General features: G+C 27.2%; 27 protein-coding genes. 21 read left to right on the forward strand and 6 right to left on the reverse strand.

Features of this window, described 5'->3' with window-relative positions:
* Position 1: 1 nt before the first annotated feature.
* The 21 genes from E0E45_RS02420 (at position 2) to E0E45_RS02510 (ending at position 16,465) form a co-directional block, all read left to right on the forward strand.
* Positions 2 to 682 carry a nucleotidyltransferase family protein gene (locus tag E0E45_RS02420; protein WP_130889687.1) on the forward strand — a complete coding sequence of 227 codons (681 nt, stop codon included), beginning with the start codon at positions 2 to 4 and terminating at the stop codon, positions 680 to 682.
* Between the two features lie 12 nt (positions 683 to 694).
* A complete protein-coding gene (locus E0E45_RS17530; RefSeq protein WP_172604131.1) occupies positions 695 to 838 on the forward strand; it encodes a hypothetical protein in 144 nt (47 codons plus the stop codon).
* A gap of 47 nt (positions 839 to 885) precedes the next feature.
* Positions 886 to 1,920, forward strand: coding sequence for an EpsG family protein (locus tag E0E45_RS18080; protein ID WP_130889688.1), 1,035 nt, complete (start codon positions 886 to 888; stop codon positions 1,918 to 1,920).
* A gap of 28 nt (positions 1,921 to 1,948) precedes the next feature.
* Positions 1,949 to 3,019: a glycoside hydrolase family 99-like domain-containing protein gene (locus tag E0E45_RS02430; protein ID WP_130889689.1), complete on the forward strand. Its 1,071-nt coding sequence runs from the start codon at positions 1,949 to 1,951 to the stop codon at positions 3,017 to 3,019.
* Between the two features lies 1 nt (position 3,020).
* The gene (rfbA, locus tag E0E45_RS02435; RefSeq protein WP_130889690.1) at positions 3,021 to 3,884 is read left to right on the forward strand and encodes a glucose-1-phosphate thymidylyltransferase RfbA; all 864 of its coding nucleotides are present in this window, start codon (positions 3,021 to 3,023) and stop codon (positions 3,882 to 3,884) included.
* Positions 3,885 to 3,898: 14 nt separating this feature from the next.
* Positions 3,899 to 5,326 carry a dTDP-4-dehydrorhamnose reductase gene (gene rfbD, locus E0E45_RS02440; protein ID WP_130889691.1) on the forward strand — a complete coding sequence of 476 codons (1,428 nt, stop codon included), beginning with the start codon at positions 3,899 to 3,901 and terminating at the stop codon, positions 5,324 to 5,326.
* Positions 5,327 to 5,391: 65 nt separating this feature from the next.
* Positions 5,392 to 5,547: a hypothetical protein gene (locus E0E45_RS17535; protein WP_172604132.1), complete on the forward strand. Its 156-nt coding sequence runs from the start codon at positions 5,392 to 5,394 to the stop codon at positions 5,545 to 5,547.
* Positions 5,548 to 5,568: 21 nt separating this feature from the next.
* The gene (locus E0E45_RS02445; protein ID WP_130889692.1) at positions 5,569 to 6,597 is read left to right on the forward strand and encodes a glycosyltransferase family 2 protein; all 1,029 of its coding nucleotides are present in this window, start codon (positions 5,569 to 5,571) and stop codon (positions 6,595 to 6,597) included.
* 14 nt (positions 6,598 to 6,611) lie between these two features.
* Entirely contained in the window at positions 6,612 to 7,943 is a 1,332-nt protein-coding gene (gene rfbH / locus E0E45_RS02450; protein ID WP_130889693.1) for a lipopolysaccharide biosynthesis protein RfbH, read from the forward strand.
* Positions 7,944 to 7,955: 12 nt separating this feature from the next.
* Positions 7,956 to 8,729, forward strand: a complete 774-nt coding sequence (rfbF, locus tag E0E45_RS02455) for a glucose-1-phosphate cytidylyltransferase (RefSeq protein WP_130889694.1) — start codon at positions 7,956 to 7,958, stop codon at positions 8,727 to 8,729.
* Positions 8,730 to 8,740: 11 nt separating this feature from the next.
* Positions 8,741 to 9,817 (forward strand): CDP-glucose 4,6-dehydratase, encoded by a 1,077-nt coding sequence (rfbG, locus tag E0E45_RS02460; RefSeq protein WP_232044042.1) that lies wholly within the window; start codon positions 8,741 to 8,743, stop codon positions 9,815 to 9,817.
* Between the two features lies 1 nt (position 9,818).
* The gene (gene rfbC, locus E0E45_RS02465) at positions 9,819 to 10,361 is read left to right on the forward strand and encodes a dTDP-4-dehydrorhamnose 3,5-epimerase (protein ID WP_130889696.1); all 543 of its coding nucleotides are present in this window, start codon (positions 9,819 to 9,821) and stop codon (positions 10,359 to 10,361) included.
* Between the two features lie 2 nt (positions 10,362 to 10,363).
* Positions 10,364 to 11,419, forward strand: a complete 1,056-nt coding sequence (locus tag E0E45_RS02470) for an NAD-dependent epimerase/dehydratase family protein (protein ID WP_130889697.1) — start codon at positions 10,364 to 10,366, stop codon at positions 11,417 to 11,419.
* Positions 11,416 to 12,306 carry an NAD-dependent epimerase/dehydratase family protein gene (locus E0E45_RS02475; protein WP_130889698.1) on the forward strand — a complete coding sequence of 297 codons (891 nt, stop codon included), beginning with the start codon at positions 11,416 to 11,418 and terminating at the stop codon, positions 12,304 to 12,306. The genes E0E45_RS02470 and E0E45_RS02475 overlap by 4 nt, the downstream gene beginning before the upstream one ends.
* A gap of 9 nt (positions 12,307 to 12,315) precedes the next feature.
* The gene (locus E0E45_RS02480) at positions 12,316 to 13,590 is read left to right on the forward strand and encodes a protoporphyrinogen/coproporphyrinogen oxidase (RefSeq protein ID WP_130889699.1); all 1,275 of its coding nucleotides are present in this window, start codon (positions 12,316 to 12,318) and stop codon (positions 13,588 to 13,590) included.
* A 682-nt stretch (positions 13,591 to 14,272) separates the two neighbouring features.
* Positions 14,273 to 14,692, forward strand: coding sequence for an MATE family efflux transporter (locus tag E0E45_RS02485; protein WP_130889700.1), 420 nt, complete (start codon positions 14,273 to 14,275; stop codon positions 14,690 to 14,692).
* Between the two features lie 171 nt (positions 14,693 to 14,863).
* Complete coding sequence (locus E0E45_RS02490; RefSeq protein WP_172604133.1) at positions 14,864 to 15,223, forward strand: oligosaccharide flippase family protein; 360 nt, start codon at positions 14,864 to 14,866, stop codon at positions 15,221 to 15,223.
* A 106-nt stretch (positions 15,224 to 15,329) separates the two neighbouring features.
* Entirely contained in the window at positions 15,330 to 15,599 is a 270-nt protein-coding gene (locus E0E45_RS02495) for a polysaccharide biosynthesis C-terminal domain-containing protein (protein WP_130889702.1), read from the forward strand.
* Between the two features lie 4 nt (positions 15,600 to 15,603).
* Positions 15,604 to 15,915, forward strand: a complete 312-nt coding sequence (locus E0E45_RS02500; RefSeq protein WP_096403588.1) for an HU family DNA-binding protein — start codon at positions 15,604 to 15,606, stop codon at positions 15,913 to 15,915.
* Positions 15,905 to 16,186 (forward strand): HU family DNA-binding protein, encoded by a 282-nt coding sequence (locus E0E45_RS02505; RefSeq protein ID WP_130889703.1) that lies wholly within the window; start codon positions 15,905 to 15,907, stop codon positions 16,184 to 16,186. The genes E0E45_RS02500 and E0E45_RS02505 overlap by 11 nt, the downstream gene beginning before the upstream one ends.
* Positions 16,187 to 16,210: 24 nt before the next feature.
* Positions 16,211 to 16,465 (forward strand): helix-turn-helix domain-containing protein, encoded by a 255-nt coding sequence (locus tag E0E45_RS02510; RefSeq protein WP_130889704.1) that lies wholly within the window; start codon positions 16,211 to 16,213, stop codon positions 16,463 to 16,465.
* A gap of 67 nt (positions 16,466 to 16,532) precedes the next feature.
* Here E0E45_RS02510 and gmhA read toward each other — a convergent pair whose 3' ends face one another.
* From gmhA to yihA, 6 genes are all read right to left on the reverse strand, one after another.
* On the reverse strand, positions 16,533 to 17,108 hold the full coding sequence (gmhA, locus tag E0E45_RS02515; protein ID WP_130889705.1) for a D-sedoheptulose 7-phosphate isomerase: 576 nt from the start codon (positions 17,106 to 17,108) through the stop codon (positions 16,533 to 16,535).
* A gap of 8 nt (positions 17,109 to 17,116) precedes the next feature.
* Positions 17,117 to 17,989, reverse strand: a complete 873-nt coding sequence (locus tag E0E45_RS02520; protein ID WP_005950969.1) for a LysR family transcriptional regulator — start codon at positions 17,987 to 17,989, stop codon at positions 17,117 to 17,119.
* 298 nt (positions 17,990 to 18,287) lie between these two features.
* Positions 18,288 to 19,070 carry a Cof-type HAD-IIB family hydrolase gene (locus tag E0E45_RS02525; protein ID WP_130889706.1) on the reverse strand — a complete coding sequence of 261 codons (783 nt, stop codon included), beginning with the start codon at positions 19,068 to 19,070 and terminating at the stop codon, positions 18,288 to 18,290.
* 85 nt (positions 19,071 to 19,155) lie between these two features.
* On the reverse strand, positions 19,156 to 19,470 hold the full coding sequence (locus E0E45_RS02530) for a hypothetical protein (protein ID WP_130889707.1): 315 nt from the start codon (positions 19,468 to 19,470) through the stop codon (positions 19,156 to 19,158).
* 78 nt (positions 19,471 to 19,548) lie between these two features.
* Entirely contained in the window at positions 19,549 to 22,209 is a 2,661-nt protein-coding gene (locus tag E0E45_RS02535) for a valine--tRNA ligase (RefSeq protein ID WP_130889708.1), read from the reverse strand.
* Between the two features lie 34 nt (positions 22,210 to 22,243).
* The gene (yihA, locus tag E0E45_RS02540) at positions 22,244 to 22,834 is read right to left on the reverse strand and encodes a ribosome biogenesis GTP-binding protein YihA/YsxC (RefSeq protein WP_130889709.1); all 591 of its coding nucleotides are present in this window, start codon (positions 22,832 to 22,834) and stop codon (positions 22,244 to 22,246) included.
* Between the last annotated feature and the right edge of the window lie 9 nt (positions 22,835 to 22,843).

A 22,843-nucleotide genomic window follows, 5' to 3' on the forward strand; every position in this document is an offset into this window, starting at 1 on the left:
ATTGGAAGCTATAGTACTAGCTGGAGGTTTTGGAACAAGATTAAAAGAAGTGGTATCAGATGTTCCTAAACCGATGGCTCCAGTAAATGGAAAGCCTTTCTTAGAATATTTAATAAAAGATTTAGGAGAAAAAGGAATAAGACATATTATTTTAGCGGTTGGTTATAAAAAGAAAATAATAAAAGAATATTTTAAAAATAGATATGAAAGTATTGAAATAACATATTCAGAAGAATTAACTCCTCTAGGAACAGGAGGAGCTATAAAAAAAGCTTTAAAGTTAGCTAAAGAAGAAGATGTTTTTATAGTTAATGGAGATACTTTCTTTGATATTGATTTAAAAAGAATGAAAGAATTTCACACTGAAAATAAAAGTATCTTAACAGTTACAGTAAAAGAAATGGAAAATTTTGATAGATATGGCTCTTTAATAATAAAAGGAAATAAAATAATAGAATTTGAAGAAAAAAAGAAGAAAGCTAAAGGAAAAATAAATGGAGGAATATATCTAATAAAAAAAGATTTATTGAATAGAGTGGAGAAAGAAAATTTTTCATTTGAAAAAGAGGTATTAGAAGATAAAAAAATAGAAAAGTATTCGTATGAAAGTGAAGGTTATTTTATAGATATAGGAATACCAGAAGATTATTTTAAAATAAGAAAGCAATTTGAAGTAGTTTAAAAGGAGAAATTAATGGATGTATCTGTAATAATTGTTAATTGCAACACTTTAGAGCTAACTGAAAATACAATAAAGAAAACTAAAGGAATAAAATATGAAGCCATTACAGTTAATAACAATTATTGCAGTAAAACAATAAAATATTTTGAAGTTTAATTATAGAAATTTTTTTTTTAAAATAAAGACATAAAAAAGGATAAAAGATGGAATACATATGTTTATATTTCTTGGTAATTATTATTGGAATAATATATTTAAATAAAAATAATATAAATATAATAAGATTAATATTTTTAATATTAATTTTATTTTCTGGATGTAGGTACTATATTGGAGTAGATTATCCAATGTATATGAAAATATTTTTCTTTATAAAAAATAATATTAATGATTATGAAGTTTTAAGATTAGAAAAAGGTTATTATTTTTTAGTAAAATTTATTGTCAGTATAAATGGGACACAACAATTAACTTTTTTAGTAATAGCTTTTTTTACAAATTATTTAATATATAAAAATATAAAAAAAGAATCAAGTGATATATTGATGTCTACGCTTATCTATTTTTTAGTAGGAGCTTATTATTCAGCAGGATTTAATTTGATTAGGCAAGTTATGGCAATTAGTATATTTTTTTATTCGATTATTTTTATAAAACAGAAAAAAATAATAAAATATTTTTTATTTATAATTGTAGGAAGTTTATTCCATAAAAGTTGTATTGTATTATTGCCATTATATTGGATATTAAATTTAAAATATAATAGATTTATAAAAATTATTTTAATTTCTATTACAGTAAATTTTAATTTTTTGTTACCTAAAGCTTATGAAATACTAGGTTATGGACAATATACAATATTAGAATATGAAGCAACAACAAGTTTTATAACTTTATCATTGTTTTTTATTTTAGCATTATTAATAGAAATTTTTTCAAATAGAATTTTTTTAGATAATGTAAGTAAAAATATAAATTTTTTTACAATACTTTTAGTTTTAAGTATTTTTCTTAATGAAAAAAATTTCCCTACAATGAATCAAGTGTTTATACGAATGAGTTCGTATTTTACTTTTTATTATATTATTCTAATTCCACAATTATTAGGGTATTTGACAAAAAAATATTCTAAAGTAATTAAATTTCTATTTTTTATTTGTATTTCAATTTTATATTTTAAAACCTTTTTATTACAGCTTCCAACTTATAAATATAATTTTATTTTGTTTGAGTTTTAATAAAAAAGTAGATAAGGAGATAATTTTAATGAAGATAATAACATACTATCTGCCACAATTTCATGAAATTGAAGAAAATAATCTTTGGTGGGGAAAAGGTTTTACAGAATGGACAAATGTAAAAAATGGGAAAAAATTATTTAAAGGGCATAGTCAACCATTAAAACCATTAAATAATAATTATTATAATTTGCTAAATAAAGAAACAGTAGAATGGCAGAGTAAACTAGGAAATGAATATGGAATATATGGATTTTGTTATTATCACTATTGGTTTAAAGGAAGAAAAATATTAGAGAAACCAGCAGAAAATTTACTTGAATGGAAAGAAATAAAGCAAAATTTCTGTTTTTGTTGGGCTAATCATTCTTGGAAAAAAACTTGGAATGGATTAAATGAAATCCTTATAAAACAGGAGTATGGAGAAGAAGAAGATTGGCAAGAACACTTTAATTATTTGGCTCCATTTTTTTTAGATAAAAGATATATAAAAATAGATGAAAAACCAGTATTTATAATATACCAATCAGAAGATATTTTAAAGTTTGATGAAATGATAGATTTTTTTAATAAAGCATGTAAAAAAATAGGTTATTCAGGAATTTATATAATAGAGTCAAAAAATAATCTAAAAAATTCAAATTTTTTTTCACCTAAAAGTTCTGCAATGGTGTTAAGGGAACCTAATTGTTGTCTCAGTAAAAGAAATATTTTTCAAAAAGTTATTCAAAGATTAAAAAATAATTTTTCAAAAAATTATTTATACTTTGTCCAAAAATATAAATATGAAGAGTTTTTAAAAAAGAGTATAGACATATCTAGCAAATTTTTAAATAAAAAAATATATCCAGGAATATTTACTGGCTGGGATAATACTTCAAGACATGGGAAGAGGGGATATGTGATTGAGCAAAATACACCAGAGTTATTTAAAAAATATTTATTGGAACAAAAAAAAATAATGAAAGAAAAAAATGTAGACTATATTTTTTTGAATGCATGGAATGAATGGGCTGAAGGAATGTATCTAGAACCTGATGAAAAATTTAAATATGGCTATTTAGAAGTTATAAAAGAAGTTATGGAAACAGAGGTATGAGATGAAAGGAATAATATTAGCAGGAGGAAGTGGAACAAGACTTTATCCAATAACAAAATCAATATCTAAACAAATAACACCAATATATGATAAACCAATGATATATTATCCTTTATCAGTTTTAATGTTAGCTGGAATAAAAGATATTTTAATTATCTCTACTCCAAGAGATCTTCCTATGTTTGAAGAGTTATTACAGACTGGGATTGATTTCGGCATATCTCTAAGTTATGCAGTACAGGAACAACCTAATGGCTTAGCAGAAGCGTTTTTGATAGGAGAAGACTTCATTGGAAATGATTCATGTGCTTTAGTCCTTGGAGATAATATATTCTATGGGCATGGATTTACAGGGATGTTAAAAGAAGCTGAAGCAAAGAAAAAAGGAGCAACAATATTTGGATATTATGTACAAAATCCTAGAGATTTTGGAGTAGTAGAATTTGATGAAAATAATAGAGCAATATCATTAGAGGAAAAACCAGAGAATCCAAAATCTAATTATGTAGTACCTGGATTGTATTTTTATGATAATACAGTAGTAGAAAAAGCTAAGAAAGTAAAACCTTCAAAAAGAGGAGAACTTGAAATAACAACACTAAATGAAATGTATCTTAATGAGGGAACTCTAAATGTAACAAGTCTAGGAAGAGGAATGGCATGGCTTGATACAGGAACGCATGAAGCTTTGTTAGAAGCAGCAAACTATGTAAAAACTATTCAAAGCAGACAAGGAGTAATGGTAGCCTGTCTTGAAGAAATTGCATATAGAAATGGATGGATAACAAAAGAAAAAGTATGTGAACTAGCAAAGCCACTGCTTAAATCTAAATATGGAGAATATTTGATGGATCTCATCAAATAGATAAAGGGGACAATATGAGTAAATTTAAAAAGATAGAAACAGGAATAGCAGGCTTATACATATTAGAACCAACAGTATTTGGAGATGAAAGAGGATTTTTTTTGGAAACATACAGTAAAAAAGAATTTGAAGAAATAGGGATATTTGATGAATTTGTACAAGATAATCATTCTAAATCTAAAAAAGGAGTGCTAAGAGGGCTTCATTTTCAAACTAAACATTCTCAAGGGAAACTTGTAAGAGTAATAAAAGGTTCTGTATATGATGTAGCTGTAGATATTAGAAAAGACAGCAGTACATATGGAAAATGGTATGGGGTAGAATTAAGTGCAGAAAATAAGAAAATGTTTTTTATACCAAAAGGATTTGCTCATGGATTTCTTACTTTAGAAGATGAAACAGAATTTCAATATAAGTGTACAGATTTTTATGTGCCTCAATATGATTCAGGAATAATATGGAATGATAAAGATATAAATATCAATTGGAATTTTGAAAAATATGGATTAAAAGAAGAGGATATAGTTTTATCAGAAAAAGATAAAAAACATCAATCTTTTAAGGAGTACACAGAAAAATATATTGGAGAAAATGTATTGCTTACAGGAGCAGATGGACAGCTAGGTCAGGACTTTCAAAAGCTTTTTGATAAATCAGGGATAAAATACACAGCTACTGACTATAAAGAATTAGATGTAACTAATAAAGAGAAAGTAAAAGAATTTGTAAATAGCAATAATTTTACAATGATAATAAACTGTGCAGCATATAATAATGTGGATAAGGCAGAAGAGGAACCAGAAAAATGCTATGCTTTAAATTCTCATGGTCCTAAGTATCTGGCAGAGATATGTAAAGAAAAAAATATAGTATTTGTAACATATTCAACAGACTTTGTATTTGATGGAGAGAAGGAAATACCATATATAGAAGAAGATATTCCAAATCCATTATCAATATATTCAAAAGCAAAGCTAGAGGGGGAAAGATATTCTCTGGAATATGAAAAAAGTTTTGTAATAAGAACATCATGGGTATTTGGAATGGGGAATAATAATTTCTGCAAACAGGTAATAAATTGGAGCAAAGGAAAAGATAAATTAAGAATAGTAGATGATCAAATATCCTCTCCAACATATTCAAAGGATTTGGCAGAATATTCATGGAAACTTGTTCAGACAGATAAATATGGATTGTACAATCTATCAAATGATGGAGAAGCATCAAAATTTGAACAAGCCCAATATATATTAAAGAAAATAGGATGGAGTGGAATATTGGAAAGAGCAAAGACAATGGATTTTCCTCTACCAGCAAAGAGGACGGAATATTCTAAATTAGACAGCAGTAAACTCGAAAGAGTAATTGATAAAAAAATACCACATTGGAAAAGTGGAATAGATAGATTTTTAGAAGAAATGAAAAAAAAGGGAGAAATGTAGATGAAAACATATCTTGTAACAGGGGCAGCAGGCTTCATAGGAACAAACAAGGTGGTATCTTGATAATGAAGAATAATTATTATCTATCAATAGTTATTCCAACAAGAAATAATAGTTTATTATTGGAAACTGGAATTTTTAAAATAATAAAAAAAAGAACTTTCATTACTAACAAAGATTTATTGTTTTATAAATTAAATATTATTAAAATAGAAAAGTAATTAATTGAAGGGAGAAAGATAATGGGCTCTATTTTAACAATTTCGATTCCAACATATAATAGAAAAAATGAATTAGAAAGATCTATAAACATATTATTGCCACAACTTTCAGATCAAGTTAATTTATTAATATTAGATAATGCTTCTGACTATAATATATTTGAAGTATATAATGAAATTTCAGAAAACTTTAAAAAATTTATAAAAGTAAAAAGAAATAAAAATAATATAGGGATGTGTTCAAATATAGTCAAGTGTTTTGAGGAAACTGAGAGTGAATGGATGTGGTTACTAGGAGATGATGATATTCCTTCTGAAAATAGTGTAAAAACAATTTTAGAAGATATAAATAAAATAGAAGAAAAAATAGTTTTAATGAAATATTCTTCTATAATTTCCCAAGAAAAAGAAAATAAAATAATTCTTGGTTTAGAAAATTTAATAGATTTTCTGTATGAAACTAACCCAGAAAAAAGGTATGGAAATTTATTATTTATTTCTACATCTGTTTATAATGTAAAAAAGATAAAACAAATGAAAAATTATATGCTATATGGATATCAATTTTCTAATTCATATATGCCTCATAATATTATTTTATTTTTTTATCTTGAGTTAAATAGAGGAGAAGGAGTGCAATTTTTAAGAACTAATATAATAGAACTAGGAAAAGAAAGAGATACTTATTCAGACCTTATTGTAGGATTAGGAAGTATTTATGGAACAAAAACATTATTTTTAGATATTGATAAAAAGAGAGAAATTAAGTTGAGGAGGCTATTTACTCTTTTTACTAGTTCGATAAAAGGGAATTTTATTGAACTTTATCTTAAAGGATATTTAGAAAATAAAATAAAAAATTATAAAAAAGTTTATTATGATCTATATAAGGAATCAAAATATAAATATTTAGTGAAAGATAAAGTTATGTTTTATATATTGTACTTTATTATAGATAAACCATTTTTTATAAAATTATTATCTAAATTAAATAAAAAATTTAAAAGTGCAATTGAGAGAAAAAATAAGGGTATTTATCATAGAATTTAAAATAAGGAGTAAGAATGGATAGTTTAAAACAAGAAATATTAGAAAAAGTAAAAGAATATCATAATATAAAATTTGGAGATAAAAAAGAATTTAAAGAGGGAGAAACATATATTAATTATGGAGGAAGATTCTTTGATGAGCAGGAAATGGTTAATCTTGTTGATTCTTCTTTAGATTTCTGGCTTACTTCTGGACCATGGGTTAAGAAGTTTGAAACTAAAATGGCTGAATATCTTGATATAAAGTATTGTTCTCTAACTAATTCAGGTTCATCAGCTAACCTTCTTGCATTTATGGCTTTAACTGCTCAAGAATTAGGTGACAGAAGAATAAAAAGAGGAGATGAAGTAATAACTGTATCGGCTGGTTTTCCTACTACAGTTACTCCTATTATTCAATATGGAGCAGTTCCAGTATTTGTAGATGTAACAGTTCCAGCATATAACATAGATACAGATATGTTGGAAGAAGCATTAAGTGAAAAAACAAAAGCTGTAATGATAGCACATACATTAGGAAATCCTTTTAATCTTCAAGGAGTAAAAGATTTCTGTAAGAAACATAATCTATGGCTTGTGGAAGATAACTGTGATGCTTTAGGTTCTGAATACTGTATAGATGGAGAATGGAAAAAAACAGGAACAATAGGAGATATAGGAACATCAAGTTTTTATCCACCTCATCATATGACTATGGGAGAGGGAGGAGCAGTATATACAGATAATCCTCTGCTTCATAAATTAATAAAATCTTTCAGAGACTGGGGAAGAGACTGCTGGTGTGAAAGTGGTGTAGATGATACATGCCATATGAGATTTACTAAACAGTATGGAGAGCTTCCATTAGGATATGATCATAAATATGTATATTCACATTTTGGATATAATTTAAAAGTGACAGATATGCAGGCAGCTATTGGAGTTGCGCAATTAGATAAACTTCCACATATAGTAGAAGCAAGAAGAAGAAACTGGAATAGATTGTATGAAGGATTAAAAGATATTCAAGATAAGATAATACTTCCAGAACCAGAAAAGAACTCAAAACCAAGCTGGTTTGGATTTTTAATATCTGTAAAAGAAGAAACAGGAAAATCAAGAGTAGAACTTGCAAAATATCTTGAAACTAATAAAATACAAACAAGAAATCTATTTGCAGGAAATCTTTTAAAACATCCAGCTTTTGATGAAATGAGAAAGACTGGAGAAGGATTCAGAGTAATAGGAGATTTAAAAAATACAGACTTCATTATGAATAATACTTTATGGATAGGAGTATATCCTGGAATGACTGATGAAATGTTAGACTTTATGATAAAGAAAATAAAAGAATATATAATTGGATAGGGAGGATAAGAGATGAAAGCAGTAATATTAGCAGGTGGATATGGAACAAGACTTAGTGAAGCAACAAACCTTATCCCAAAACCAATGGTAGAAATAGGAGGAAAACCTATTCTATGGCATATTATGAAAACATATTCTCATTATGGAATAAATGAATTTATCATCTGCTGTGGATATAAAGGATATGTAATAAAAGAATGGTTTTCAAATTATTTTCTTCATACAAGCGATGTAACATTTGATCTGCAAAATAATGAAATGACAGTACATGACTGCCATTCAGAAAACTGGAAAGTAACTCTTGTAGATACAGGGCTTGAAACTATGACAGGTGGAAGAATTAAGAGAATAGAAAAATATATAGGAAATGAAACTTTTCTTTTAACATATGGTGATGGGGTAACAGATTTAAATATAGGTGAAAGTATAAAATTCCATAAAGAAAGTGGAAAAACTTTAACTGTTACAGCATATAAACCACAAGGAAAATTTGGATCATTGAATATAGATGAGAAGGGAAATGTAAAGGCTTTTACAGAGAAACCAGCAGGAGATGGAAGCTGGATAAATGCAGGATATTTCATATGTGAGCCAGAAGTATTTAATTATATAACTGAAGGCGATTCAACTATATTTGAAAGAGCTCCTTTAGAAAATATAGCTAAAGATGGAAAAATGAATTCTTTTAAACATACAGGATTCTGGAAGCCTATGGATATATTAAGAGATAATAAAGAATTAAATGATATGTGGGATAGTGGAAAAGCTCCATGGAAAGTATGGTAATTGGAGGAAAAATGAAAAACTTTAATAATGTGTATAAAGGAAAAAGAATTCTGGTAACAGGTCATACAGGATTTAAAGGATCGTGGCTGTCAATATGGCTTAGAGAATTAGGCGCTGAAGTAATAGGTTATTCATTAGAACCGTATACAGAAAAGGACAATTTTGTTTTATCTCATTTATCAGAAAAGGTAGTTGATATTAGAGGAGATATAAGAGACAGAAAACATTTAAGAGAAGTATTTGATAAATATCAGCCAAAGATAGTATTTCATTTAGCAGCTCAACCATTAGTTAGACTTTCATATGATATTCCAGTAGAAACATATGAAACTAATCTTATGGGAACTATAAATGTATTGGAAGAGATAAGAAACTGTGAGAATACTAAAATAGGAATAATGATAACAACAGATAAATGCTATGAAAATAAAGAACAGATATGGGGATACAGAGAAAATGAAGCTTTTGGAGGATATGATCCATATTCTTCATCTAAAGGAGCTTGTGAAATAGCTATACAATCATGGAGAAATTCATTTTTTAATCCTAAAGATTATGAAAAACATGGAAAAAGTATAGCAAGTGTGAGAGCAGGAAATGTAATAGGTGGAGGAGACTGGGCAAAAGACAGAATAGTGCCAGACTGTATAAGAGCATTGGAAGAAGATAGAGATATAGAGATAAGAAGTCCAAAATCAATAAGGCCATGGGAACATGTACTTGAACCTTTAAGTGGTTATCTTCTATTAGGGCAAAAGATGATGGAAGATCCAATAAAATATTGTGAAGGATGGAACTTTGGGCCAAATCTTGATGCAATAGTAAATGTATGGGAAGTAGCAGAAAAAATAGTAAAAGATTATGGAAAAGGAAATCTAAAAGATATTTCTAATCCAAATTCTTTACATGAAGCTAAATTATTACTACTAGATATAACAAAATCAAGATTTGAACTAGGATGGAAGCCTACATTAACCATAGATAAAAGCGTAGAACTGACTACTGAATGGTACAAGAGATATCTAAATGAAGATGTATACAAACTTTGTGTAGAACAGATAAATGAATTTTCTAAGTTGGGTGAATAATATGGAAATTATAAAAACAGAATTAGAAGGAGTCTTTATTATAAAAAATAAAATATTCCAAGATGGAAGAGGAATATTTATTAAAACATATAATAAAGATGAATTTGAAAAAAATAATCTTTGTACAGAATTTAGAGAAAGTTATTTTTCAATTTCAAATAAAGATGTAATAAGAGGGATGCATTTTCAGCTTCCTCCTTTTGAACATGAAAAATTAGTTTATGTAGCAAAAGGAAAAGTATTGGATGTTATTGTAGATTTAAGAAAAAATTCTAAAACTTTAGGAAAATATATAAGTTTAGAATTATCAGAAGAAAATGGATATTCTGTATATATTCCCAAAGGATTAGCGCATGGATTCAAGTCTCTAGAAGATGGAAGTATCATGGTTTACAATGTAGCAACAGTATATAATTCTGAAAGTGATTATGGAATTAGCTGGAATAGTATTGGATTTGATTGGAAAATAGAAAACCCTATAATGTCACCAAGAGATAAGAAGTTTGAGAGTATGAATGATTTTTTGAAAAAAGAGGTATTTTAAATATGAAAATATTAATAACTGGAGCAACTGGGTTTATAGGAAGAAATTTAATTCCTATATTAGAAAAAGAAGCAGAAATAGAAAGAATATTAATTCTGATAAGGGATAGAAAAAAAGTTGAAGGTCTTTATTCGGAAAAAGTAGATGTTTGTACTATAGAAGAGGGATATGAAGAAGTTATTCGAAAATTTTTACCTGATAAAGTTATTCATTTAGCTTCTTTTTTAACAAGTAGAAATGATAGTGAAGTTATAGACAAAATACTGGATGCAAATATAAAATTTGGAACTTTATTGTTAAATACTTTGAGAGGATGTCAAATTAAAGAGTTTATAAATTTTGGATCTTTTGCTGAGTACAGATTAGGAAATGGATTAGATAGTGCTTATTTATATACAGCTACTAAAACAGCTTTTCGAAGTATATTAAAATATTATTCTCAAATAGAAAATTTTAAATATTATAATGTAATTCCATATACAATTTATGGTGGAAAAGATACACAAAAAAAGGTAATTGATTATATAAAAGAAAGTTTTGAAAGAGAAGTAGACATGTCTTATGGAGAGCAAATATTAGATTTTATTCATATAGATGATGTATGTGATTTTATAAAAATATTATTATTTCATGAAAAAGAAATACCAAATGAACAAGAATTTTATTTGGGAACAGGAAAGGGAACAAATATAAGAGAATTAAGTAAAATATTAGAAAAAATATATACTAAAAAAGCAAATATTAAATGGGGAAAAATTCCATATAGAGAAAGAGATATAATGTATGCAGTTGCTCCCTTGGGAAATAATATTGAGTATTTAAATTGGAAGGCTAAATTGAAATTAGAAGATCAATTGGCAGAGCAGAGCAGAGCAGAGCAGAGCAGAGCAGAGCAGAGCAGAGCAGAGCAGAGCAGAGCAGAGCAGAGCAGAGCAGAGCAGAGCAGAGCAGAGCAGAGCAGAGCAGTAAATCCTAGCATATTTAAGTCAATTAATAAAGATAAAATTAATTTTTTAATCAAAGAAATACCTTTAAATAGTTTAGAGGTGTTTATATGAAAATTTTAATCTTTGGTGGATTTGGATTTATTGGAAAAAATTTGATAGAAGAATTAACTAATGAATATGAGATTATAGCAATTGATAAAAATATAGATGAGGATTTTGCGCGAAGGATATCAAATATAAAGTCATATAAATTTGATTTTTCATCACAAAAAGAATTAGAAAAAATAATATCTAAAGAAAAACCTGAATATATTATAAATTTGATATCTTGTGTTACATCTGAAAGAGAATTAAATCTATTCCCTAAAATGATAGAGGATAATTTGAATATTTTTCTGAAAATATATGAAGCTTCCAAAAAATTGGAATCTTTAAAAATAATGCTGCAATTCGGTTCAGGAGAAGAGTATGGAAATATTTCAGCACCTTTTAAAGAAGAAAATAAAGAAGAACCTTCATCACCATATGCTGTAGCAAAACAGATAACAACTAATACAGCTTTAATGTTAAATAGAAATTTTAATTATCCTGTATGCGTAATTAGACCTTCTAATCTTTTTGGAAAATATCAAAATACAAGTAAATTTATACCGTATATTTTAGAAAAATTAAGGAAAAATGAAGAAATATTGACAACATTTGGTGAACAGAAAAGAGATTTTATATATGCAGAAGATTTTTCAAAAATTATAAAAGATTTACTAAAAAATAGTGAAAAAATAAGAGGCGAAGTAGTTAATGTAGGAAGTGGAATAAGTATTTCTCTAAAGGAAATAATTCTTTATTTAAAAGAAAAATTAAATTCTAGTTCAGAAATAAAATTTGGAGCAATTCCGTATAGAAAAAATGAAATGATGAATTTTTCTCTAGATATATCAAAATTAGAAAATATATTAAATAAAAAATTAAATTTAGAATGGAAAGATAAAATTAATTAGGAGTTAAATATGAAAGAAGTAGTGATACTTGGAGCTGGAATCTCTGGGATAGCAGCAGGGTACTTTTTAGAAGATAAAAATAATAAAAAGTATAATATAACGATTTATGAAAAAAATTCTTCATGGGGAGGACTGTGTGATAACTTTGAAATAGATGATTTTAGATTTGATAAGTTTGTACATTTTTCTTTTACAGAGAATAGAGAAGTTAAAGAAATATTTAGAAAAAGTTCAGAAAGTATTGAACATCTTCCAAATCCAAGTAATTACTACAAAGGATACTGGTTAAAACATCCAGCCCAAAATAATTTGTTCTCACTTTCAAAAGAAGAAAAAGATAAAATCCTTTTAGATTTTGAAAATAGAAAAGAAAAATCTATTGAAGAAATTAAAAACTATGAAGAATGGTTAAGAATACAATATGGAGATTATTTTGCTGAAAACTTTCCTATGAAATACACAAAAAAATATTGGGGAGTAGAAGCTAAAGAACTTGAAACAAAGTGGGTAGGAGAAAGAATGTATAAACCTACTATAGAAGAGATAAAAAAAGGGATGGAAACAGAAGATACTCCTATAACTTATTATGCTAAAAAGATGTATTATCCTAAAAAAGGAGGATATAAAAGTTATTTATCTTCTATGGCAAAAGGATTAAATATTGAATTAAATTATGAAGTAATAAAAATAGATTTGAATAAAAAAGTTATATATTTTTCTAATGGAAATGCTAAAAAATATGATGAGCTTATATCAAGTATTCCGCTACCAGAACTTGTAAAATTAACAGAAAATATTCCAGAAGAAATAAGAGAAGTATCAAAATTATTAAGATGGACATCAGGATATATAGTATCTTTAGGAATAAATACTAAAAATATTCCACCTTATCTGTGGTTTTATATTTATGATGAAGATATTTTACCAGCGAGGATATATTCTCCTAGTCATAAGTCTTTAGATAATTGTCCAGAAGGATGTTCTTCACTTCAATTGGAAATATATCATGAAAGTAATAAACCTTTAAACTTATCAAAAAAAGATATTCTAAAAGATTGTATAAAAAAACTTATAAAAATGAAAATTATAAAAGAAGAAGATATTATTGTAAAAGATATAAGATATGAAAAATATGCCAATATACTATTTGACTTTAATATATACAGTTCTAGAAAAAAAATAAGAGAATATTTTGAAGAAAAAGGAATAAAAACAATTGGAAGATTTGGAGAATGGGATTACTTTTGGAGTGATCAAAGTTTAATGAGTGGGAAAAATGTCTAATGTGTTAATTTAAAATGGAAACAAGTCTTAGAAAAGAGAAAGATATAACTGTCTATACCTTAAAAATGAATTAACTCTTTGTAATTCTGGATATTTTGCTCTTGTTGGAGTTTCGTTATTCAAATCTGAATGTGGTTTGATATAATTATAAAAAAGAAAAAGTCTTCTAAAAATACTTAAAAAAGGCTTTCTACGAGATTGTTCATTGTTCCACCAAACCAAGATTGAACTTTAATATGTTTTGAAGAATCAAAAACTGCCTTAATAGGTATTGAATAAAATCAGAAGCAATAGTAGGAGTTTCATTATTAGAAAATAGAGTAAAGCTGAAGTGGCTTTTCTTGAAGCAGTAAAATACCAATTAAAGATATATTTGGTTTAAGAATCTATTAAAGTCTATATATAATACCTTTTATCAGCAATTTTAATAAACAATTTCATCAACATACTATTTCATAAGAAGAACTAAGGTACTTAACAATAGAACTAATAGAAGAAAAGGTTTTGGGGTATGAATAAGTAGAACTTTTTAACCTGACATAGATAAAATTGCACTGTTAGTAACTGCTTCTTTCCTTTAAGAGAATATGATAGTTTTTAGTAAATTATTATATCTTAGGGTTTGGGGGTACTTCATATAAATTTTAAGTTGATAGAAACAAATTTTATATAAGGGAGAAAAATGAAAGGAAAAGTAAAATATTATTTTTCTAAAATTAAAAATAATAAATTAAGATTAAATATAGTATTTAATTTTTTATTAAAAGGATTTTCAATAGTAATAAATTTTTTAACAATTCCTTTAATGCTCAATTATCTAAATAGTGAAGAATATGGATTATGGATATTAATCTTATCAATCACTAACTGGATATACACATTTGATATAGGAATAGGAAATGGATTAAAAAATAAAATAGCTCAATACTTAAATCTAAAAAATTATGATAAAATAAAAAAGTATATAATAACAAGTTATTTTTTTGTAACAATATTATCGTTAATTATTTTTTTTTGCTTAATTTATATTTCATTTAAAATTTTAAATCTAAATATATTATTGAAAGTAAATTTTTTAATAGAAATGAGTTATTATTTTTAATGATAATAAATGTAGGATTTGTATGTTTTAATTTTATACTTTCTTTATGCAATAATATTTTTATAGGATCACAGAAAATGTATTTATCAGGATTGAATAATGTTTTAAGCCAGATTTTAAATTTTATCTTTATAGGAGTTTTATATTTAAAAAAGAAAAATCTATTTTTATTTGAGTATTTCCTATGGAATAAGTATATCAATTTCTCATATTATTTTTACAATATTTTATTTTAATAAAAATAAAATATTAATTCCAAAAATTTCAGATGTATCTTTAGATAAATTGCATGGAATATTAAATATAGGAGGGAAAATATTTGTTATTCAGATAGCAGGATTGATAATTTTTTCTACAGATAATTTTATAATTACTAATTTTTTAGGTCCAGAAATGATAACAGAATATAGTGTTGTATATAAATTTTTTTCAATACCATTCATAGCTATTAATTTAATATTAGGACCAGTATGGCCAGAAGCAACAAAGGAATATTATGATAGAAATTATGAATGGTTTAAAATATTTTAAAAAATTAAAAAGTATTTATTTTACTCGTTTTAATAATTCTATTGATGATTTGTATTGGTAAAAATTTATATTTATTTGGACAACTTATAAAATAGATCCTTCAATATTGTTAATTATTATAACATCTATATCAGTAATGTTAACTTGTTATAGCCATATGTATGCAACAATTTTAACAGGAATAAATGAAATAAATTTTCTGATGGCTTTATCAATAGTTCAAGCAATAATGAACATATTACTTTCCTATATATTTATAAAGTATACTGCTCTTGGAGTAAATGGAGTAATATTGGCCACATGTTTTTGTATGATAACTAATATTTTTACTTTACCAAAAGTTTTAAAAAATAAATTGGAAAAAATAAAGAGGTAAATAGATGACAGAAAAAGAGTTTTTAACCTTATATAAAGAAAGAAGGAATCTAAAAAGCATAAGAGAAGCAAAAGAAAGATTAGATTCTTTCTGGAAAGCTCTTTTTGATGTTTTAGAAGAAGAAGAAAAAGTAATAATAAAAGACTGGGGAATATTTGAGAAAAGGGAAGTAAAACCCAGAAAGATATTAAACTTAGCAACAAGAGAAATGATGGTGACAGAAGAAAAGAAAGTTATTAAATTTAGACCTAGAATGAAAATGATAGATAAAGTAAATGAGCTCAATACTCTCATAGAGGAGGAATATGAACACTAGAGAATTTGTATCATATTACAAGAAATTGAGAAAAGAACAGGATGAGACAGTAGAATATGAAGAAGCAAGGGAAGAGATAGAAGAAATATTTAATCTTATAGCAGAAGTAACAGCTATGGATGAAGAGGTAAAATTTAAAAATAAAGGAACATTTTCACTTTTAAAAAGAAAAAAGAGAAGAATAGGCAGTCCAACTTCAAAAGAAGTAAGAGAAATAGTTCCTAAAAAAACAATAAAGTTTGTACAGTCAAAAGTTTTGGAAATAAATTAAGAGATAAGAAGTTTTGGAGGGAAGATGAGTAAGTGGATAATGATTTATGATAAGTGTTATCAAGAGTTAATTCAAGAAATAAGGAATGTAAGAGTAGAAAAATATACTCAAAAAGAATTTTCTAGAGAGTTAGGGATAACACAAAAGACTGTAAGTCATTATGAAAACTGTAGAAGTGAGATAAATCTAAAATTGTTATTAAAAATATGTAAGATATTGGATATAAACTTTATGAAAATGATAAGGATATTTTTAAAAAATAATAATACTGATATATAGGGGAATATGAAAAAATTTCTGTAAATCAAAAAAGAGCTTGAATGTATTCATTCAGGCTCTTTTTGTATTAGTAGTTCTCAGGGAACATTATTCTTTCTACACCTTCAATGATGATATGTAGTATCATCATATGTATCTCCTGTACTCTGTCAGAAGTCTTTCCAGGAATGATAAATTCATAATCACACATTCCTTTAAGTTTTCCTCCATCTTTTCCTAGAAGTACACAAGTTTTCATCCCTATCTTCTTAGCAGCCTCTACAGCCTTAATTACATTGCCAGAGTTTCCACTGGTAGAAATACCTATAAACATATCTCCAGACTTTCCATAGGCCTCTACACCTCTTGAAAAGACATGATCAAATCCATAGTCATTTCCTACACAAGTTATATGAGATGATTCTGATATTGCTATAGCAGGAAGAGCTCTTCTGTCTCCTCTGAATCTTCCTGTAAATTCTTCAGCAAAGTGCAGAGCATCACAGTTGCTTCCACCATTACCACATATCAATACTTTATTTCCATTGTTGAAAACTTCTGCCAAAGCTTTGGCAACTTTTTCAGTTTCTTTTCTTTTTTCTTCTTCCTTGATAAAATTTTCAAGAAGTACAAGTTCTGTTTTGTATGAATCTATTAAGTTCATTCAACCTCCTAATATTGAATCTTGTAATCCTGTATAAAGTTGATGAATTTGATAATTTGAATAAGGCTTTTCTTATCTTTTGTGATAACTACCTGATATCCATCTTTTACTTCATTAACCTTATAGATTATTTTGAATTCTCCTCTTTCAATCTCTTTATGAACTGCATAATAAGGAAGGATTACATTTCCTATCTCTTCTCTTACCATTCCTTTTATTACTTCAAGGTTTCCAAGTACAGATATCTTTGTATCAAAAGATATTCTGTATTTATCTTCAATTACAGCAATAGCTTCATTATTATTAGGAATAGTTTTTCTAGTGATAAGTGGATCTTTAGATACACTTTCCATACTATGATACTCTTTTTTACTTACAAGAACATAAGGCATTTTTTCAATAGTTAAAACTTCAAGGTTAGAATCAGTGATATGTTCCTCATCTATAATCAGGATATCAAGATCTCCCTCTTTTAATAGTTTTAAAAGCCATGCCTTATCAGCAATAGTTACATCATACTCGATTTCTTCATGAGCTTTAGAAAATCCTTTCATTAATCTTGGGATAAGAGGTTCACCAATAACAGATGTAGCCCCTATAGAGATTCTAGCTCTATCTAGATCAATTATTCTAGATATTTCTTTTTCTGCTCTTTTAACTTTGTCGAATATATCTTCAGCCATTTTATATAAAGCTTCACCAGTATAAGTAAGCTTAATTTTTTTAGAACTTCTGTCAAAAAGTTTTGCATTTAAAATTTCTTCAAATTTTTTAACTTGAATAGACACAGCTGATTGATTGATGTAAAGTTTGCTTGCTGCTTTAGTAAAACTTTTCTCTTTTGCTACTTCATAAAATATTTTTAAATAATGTAAATCCATTTGACCACTCCCCAAAGAAATATATATGTAATAAATAACTATGCGTACATCTATTTTATCATAAAAATCTTATATTTCATAATTTTTTTATAAAAAATTTTAAAATATTTTATTTAATTTTTTTAAAAAAACAGAATAATGTTTTTATTAAGAACAAAAAGTTTTAAAAGATAAAATAAAAAGGTAAATTATATAAATTTTTTATATGTTGAACTTTAATTTTAGAAATAATACAATAAATAAAAATTAATAAAAAGAATTTTTTTTAATATATTTAATATAAAAAATTGTATATTTTTTAAATAATAGAAAAATGCTTTAGAGCTTTAAAAATTCCATCATTATCTACTGTGTCAGTGACATAATCAGCAATCTCTTTTACATCATCATTAGCATTTCCCATAGCAATTCCTATTCCTACATTTGAAAGCATAGTGATATCATTTCCCCCATCTCCAAAGGCCATAGTTTCCTCTTTAGAAAAGCCATAATACTCTCTGACTTTCTCCACTGCTACATGTTTTCCTCCACCAGCAGGGATAACATCTAAAAATAGCGGATTCCATCTTGTAGCTTCACAATTTTTTAATGCATTCATAAAAATATGTTCCTCTTCAGGTGATACATAAGGATTTAATTGGAATATTTCATTCTCTAAAGCTCTGGATATATCCTTTATAGGAAGCATAGGAAGGTTTACAGCATCTAAAACAGCTTTAACATTATCATTTATATGATTAATATACATTCCCCCATCTCCTTCTACAAAACCACAAGGATGAGGATAATCTTTTAAAAATTCAATAAGATTTTTTATATCTTCAGGAGATATACTATTTTTATATATTATCTCTTTATCATTAAAACAATACTGTCCATTAAGAGTTACATAACCATCAAATTTTAATTGATCAAGATTGTTGCCTAATGACATAATTGAAGGATGTCTTCCTGTTGCAACAAATGTTTTTATTCCTTTTTCATGAAGCAGTTCAAAAGCTTTCATTGTACTTTCAGGGACTTTATGGGTATTAAAACTTACAAGAGTTCCATCAATATCAAAAAATACAGCTTTTATCATTTAATCCTCCTTAAATAAAGATAAAATAATAGGCTGGTCAAAATTAACTTTTGAGCCAGCCCTATTTTCTCAAAATAAAATGTTTTTATCCTTCTAAGAACTCATCTAAATCACATTCAGTTTTAAGAAGTTCATAAAAGGTAACACCAGTAGTAGTAGTAACTATTCTAGCTTTTATAAAATCTTTTTCTACAAGACTTTGTACAGCTTTATTGATTTCACTTAAAGGATAATCTTTAAATTTTTCCTGTAGTTCAACAGTGTTTAAAAACTTTCTTACAGTTTCCATTTCACTTCCATTAGCCATACAGCCAAGTGTTACTCTCTCTTTTTCTATATATATTTCCCCTTGAGCTTCGAAGTCCAAAAGGGCTCTGAAAACCATCTCTTGTAAATTCATAAGATCTACCTCCTTAAAAAAGCCTTCTACAATTTTATTATACAACTTTCTTAAGTTTTTTAAAATAGATTTTTAATATTACATAAAGTTTTTAAGGTTCTCAGTAAGTTTATCCATCTTATCTTGATGTTCTTTTTGAATTCTTCTTTCTCTCTCCAGAATATGGGCAGGAGCTTTAGAAGTAAATCTTTCATCAGAAAGTTTAGCATTAACTTTATCAAGATCTTTTTGTACTTTTTCTATCTGTTCCTGAATTTTTTTGATTTCTACTTCAGCATTTAAAAGTCCAGTAAGTATCATATATACTTCAGAATTTCCAGCTACTCTGAATCCACTTTGGTCAGGTTTAGCCATATCTTTTCCATATTTAAGCTCTTCTATTTTAGCTAACTTAGTTATGAAGATATAGTTGTCTTCAAGAGTTTTTAGTTCCATTTCATCAGAAGTTTTGATAACAACTTTTACTTCTTTAGCTGGAGAGATTCCCATTTCAGCTTTAATATTTCTTAAAGAAGAAATAACATCTTTAATATATTCAAATGAATTTTCTATGTCTCTATTGATTAGTGATTCATCAGCTACAGGATATTCCTGTATCATAATAGAATCTCCTTCAACTTTAATTTTCTGCCAGATTTCTTCTGTTATAAATGGCATAAATGGGTGAAGCATTCTAAGTCCAGCTTCTAACACTGTCCAAAGTACATATTGTGCTGTTGTTTTAGATGCCTTTCCAGCTTCATCATCATTGTATAGTCTTACTTTTGCAAGTTCAACATACCAGTCACAGAAGTCTCCTCTTAAGAATTCATAAACAGCTTTAGCAGCATCATCTAATTGGAATTTATCAATATAGTCAGCCACTTCTTTAGAAGTTTCATTCATTCTAGAGAATATCCATTTATCAACCAATTCAAGTTTAAGTTCTTCTTTATTTACAGATTTTACATCGAATCCTTCGAGATTCATGATAACAAATCTTGCAACGTTCCATATTTTGTTAGCAAAGTTTCTTCCCATTTCAAGAAGTTTTTCAGAGAAGTGTACATCTTGTCCTTGAGATGTATTATATATCATAGAGAATCTGATAGCATCTGCTCCGAATTCTTCTATTAAATTCAATGGATCAGGAGAATTTCCTAAAGATTTAGACATTTTTCTTCCAATTTCATCTCTTACAATTCCATGGAAAAATACATCTTTAAAAGGAATTTCTTTCATTTCATATAGTCCAAACATAATCATTCTAGCTACCCAGAAGAAGATGATATCTGCTCCTGTTACAAGTGTAGATGTAGGATAGAAAGTTTCAAGTTCTTTAGTTTTTTCAGGCCATCCCATTGTAGAGAAAGGCCATAAAGCAGATGAGAACCAAGTATCAAGTACATCTTCTTCTTGAATTAATTCTACCTCTTTTCCATAATGTTTAGCAGCCATTTCTTTAGCTTCATTTTCATCTCTTGCTACAAAGATGTATTTATCAGGACCATACCAAGCTGGGATTCTATGTCCCCACCAAAGTTGTCTTGAGATACACCAATCTCTTATATTTTCAAGCCAGTTATAATAGATTTTCTCCATTCTCTTAGGCATAATTTTTATTTCACCATTTTTTACTACTTCTAAAGCTTTTTGAGCTAAAGTTTCAGTTTTTACAAACCATTGTTTAGAAACTCTTGGTTCAACCACAGTCTGACATCTATAACATTGACCTACATTGTGTTTTATATTTTCTACTTTAATAAGTGCTCCAGTTTCTTTCAATTCTTCAACCATTACTTTTCTAGCTTCAAATCTGTCTAGTCCAGCATATTTAGGAAATTCGTCAGTAACTGTAGCTTCTTTTGTAAGCATGTTGATTATAGGAAGATCATGTTTTTTTCCTACATTGAAGTCATTAGGATCATGAGCAGGAGTTATTTTAAGAGCTCCAGTTCCAAATTCTCTGTCTACATAATCATCAGCTATTACAGGGATTTCTCTTCCTACTAGTGGAAGGATAAGCTTTTTACCTATAAGGTGTTTGTATCTGTCATCTTCAGGATGTACAGCAACTGCTACGTCAGCCAACATTGTTTCAGGTCTTGAAGTAGCTATTATAATAAATTCATCAGAATCTTTTACTGGATATTTTACATGCCATAAATGACCATCTTTTTCCACATGTTCAACTTCATCATCAGCAAGAGCAGTACCACATCTTGGGCACCAGTTTACCATGTATTCACCTTGGTAGATAAGACCATCATTGTATAAATGGACAAATATTTCCCTTACAGCTTTTGAAAGTCCTTCATCCATTGTGAATCTTTCTCTGTCCCAGTCAAGAGAAGCACCAATTTTTCTTAATTGAGTAGTGATAATCCCACCATGCTTTTCTTTCCATTTCCAAGTTTCTTCAATAAACTTTTCTCTTCCTAAATCTTCTTTTTTTAGTCCCTCTTCAGCAAGTTTTCTTTCAACTTTATTTTGAGTGGCTATTCCAGCATGGTCGCATCCTGGAAGCCATAAAGTATTATATCCACACATTCTTTTATATCTTACTAGAGTATCTTGGATAGAGTTATTAAGTATATGCCCCATATGAAGTATACCAGTGACGTTTGGAGGAGGGATGACTATTGAATAGCTTTCTTTTCCTTCTTCCATTTTTCCTGCAAAGTATTTAGAATCTTCCCAGATCTTATACCATTTTGACTCTATTTCCTTAGGGGAATAAGTCTTATTAAGTTCTTCCATTTAAAATTCCTCCCAATAAACTTATATATAATATTTAATCTTTCTTTTCCAACAGAGTTTCTATAAAATTAAGAATATCTTCTTTTCCATTATCTGAAAGTGAAGAATGAAAAAAAACATCTTCATTATGAAATTCTATCTTTTTCTTTATTTCTTTCATTATTTTAAATTTTTCATTATTTGAAACTTTATCCATCTTAGTAAAAATTATTTTAAAAGGGATATCATGGTGATCAAGATATATAAGCATCTCTATGTCTTCTTGACTAGGAATTCTTCTTATATCTAAAAGAACAAATACCAGTTTTTTTCTTGGACTGGCAATATATCTATCCATTGTTTTTCCCCATTCAGCTTTCATTTCTTTAGGTACTTTAGCAAATCCATATCCTGGAAGGTCAACTATAAAGAATTCATTATTTATTTTGAAATAGTTTATAAGTTGAGTCCTTCCTGGAGTTTTACTTGTTTTTGCCAATTTCTTTCTACCAGTAATGCTGTTGATTAAAGAGGATTTTCCTACATTAGATCTTCCTACAAAAGCAAATTCCATATTGTTTAATTGCTCTGGGTAATCTTTTTCATAAACTGCCGATTTAACAAAATCTGCCTGTTTTACATTCATAAATCTTCC

Origin of the sequence: Fusobacterium ulcerans ATCC 49185 (assembly GCF_900683735.1) — a bacterium.
GTDB lineage: Bacteria > Fusobacteriota > Fusobacteriia > Fusobacteriales > Fusobacteriaceae > Fusobacterium_A > Fusobacterium_A ulcerans_A.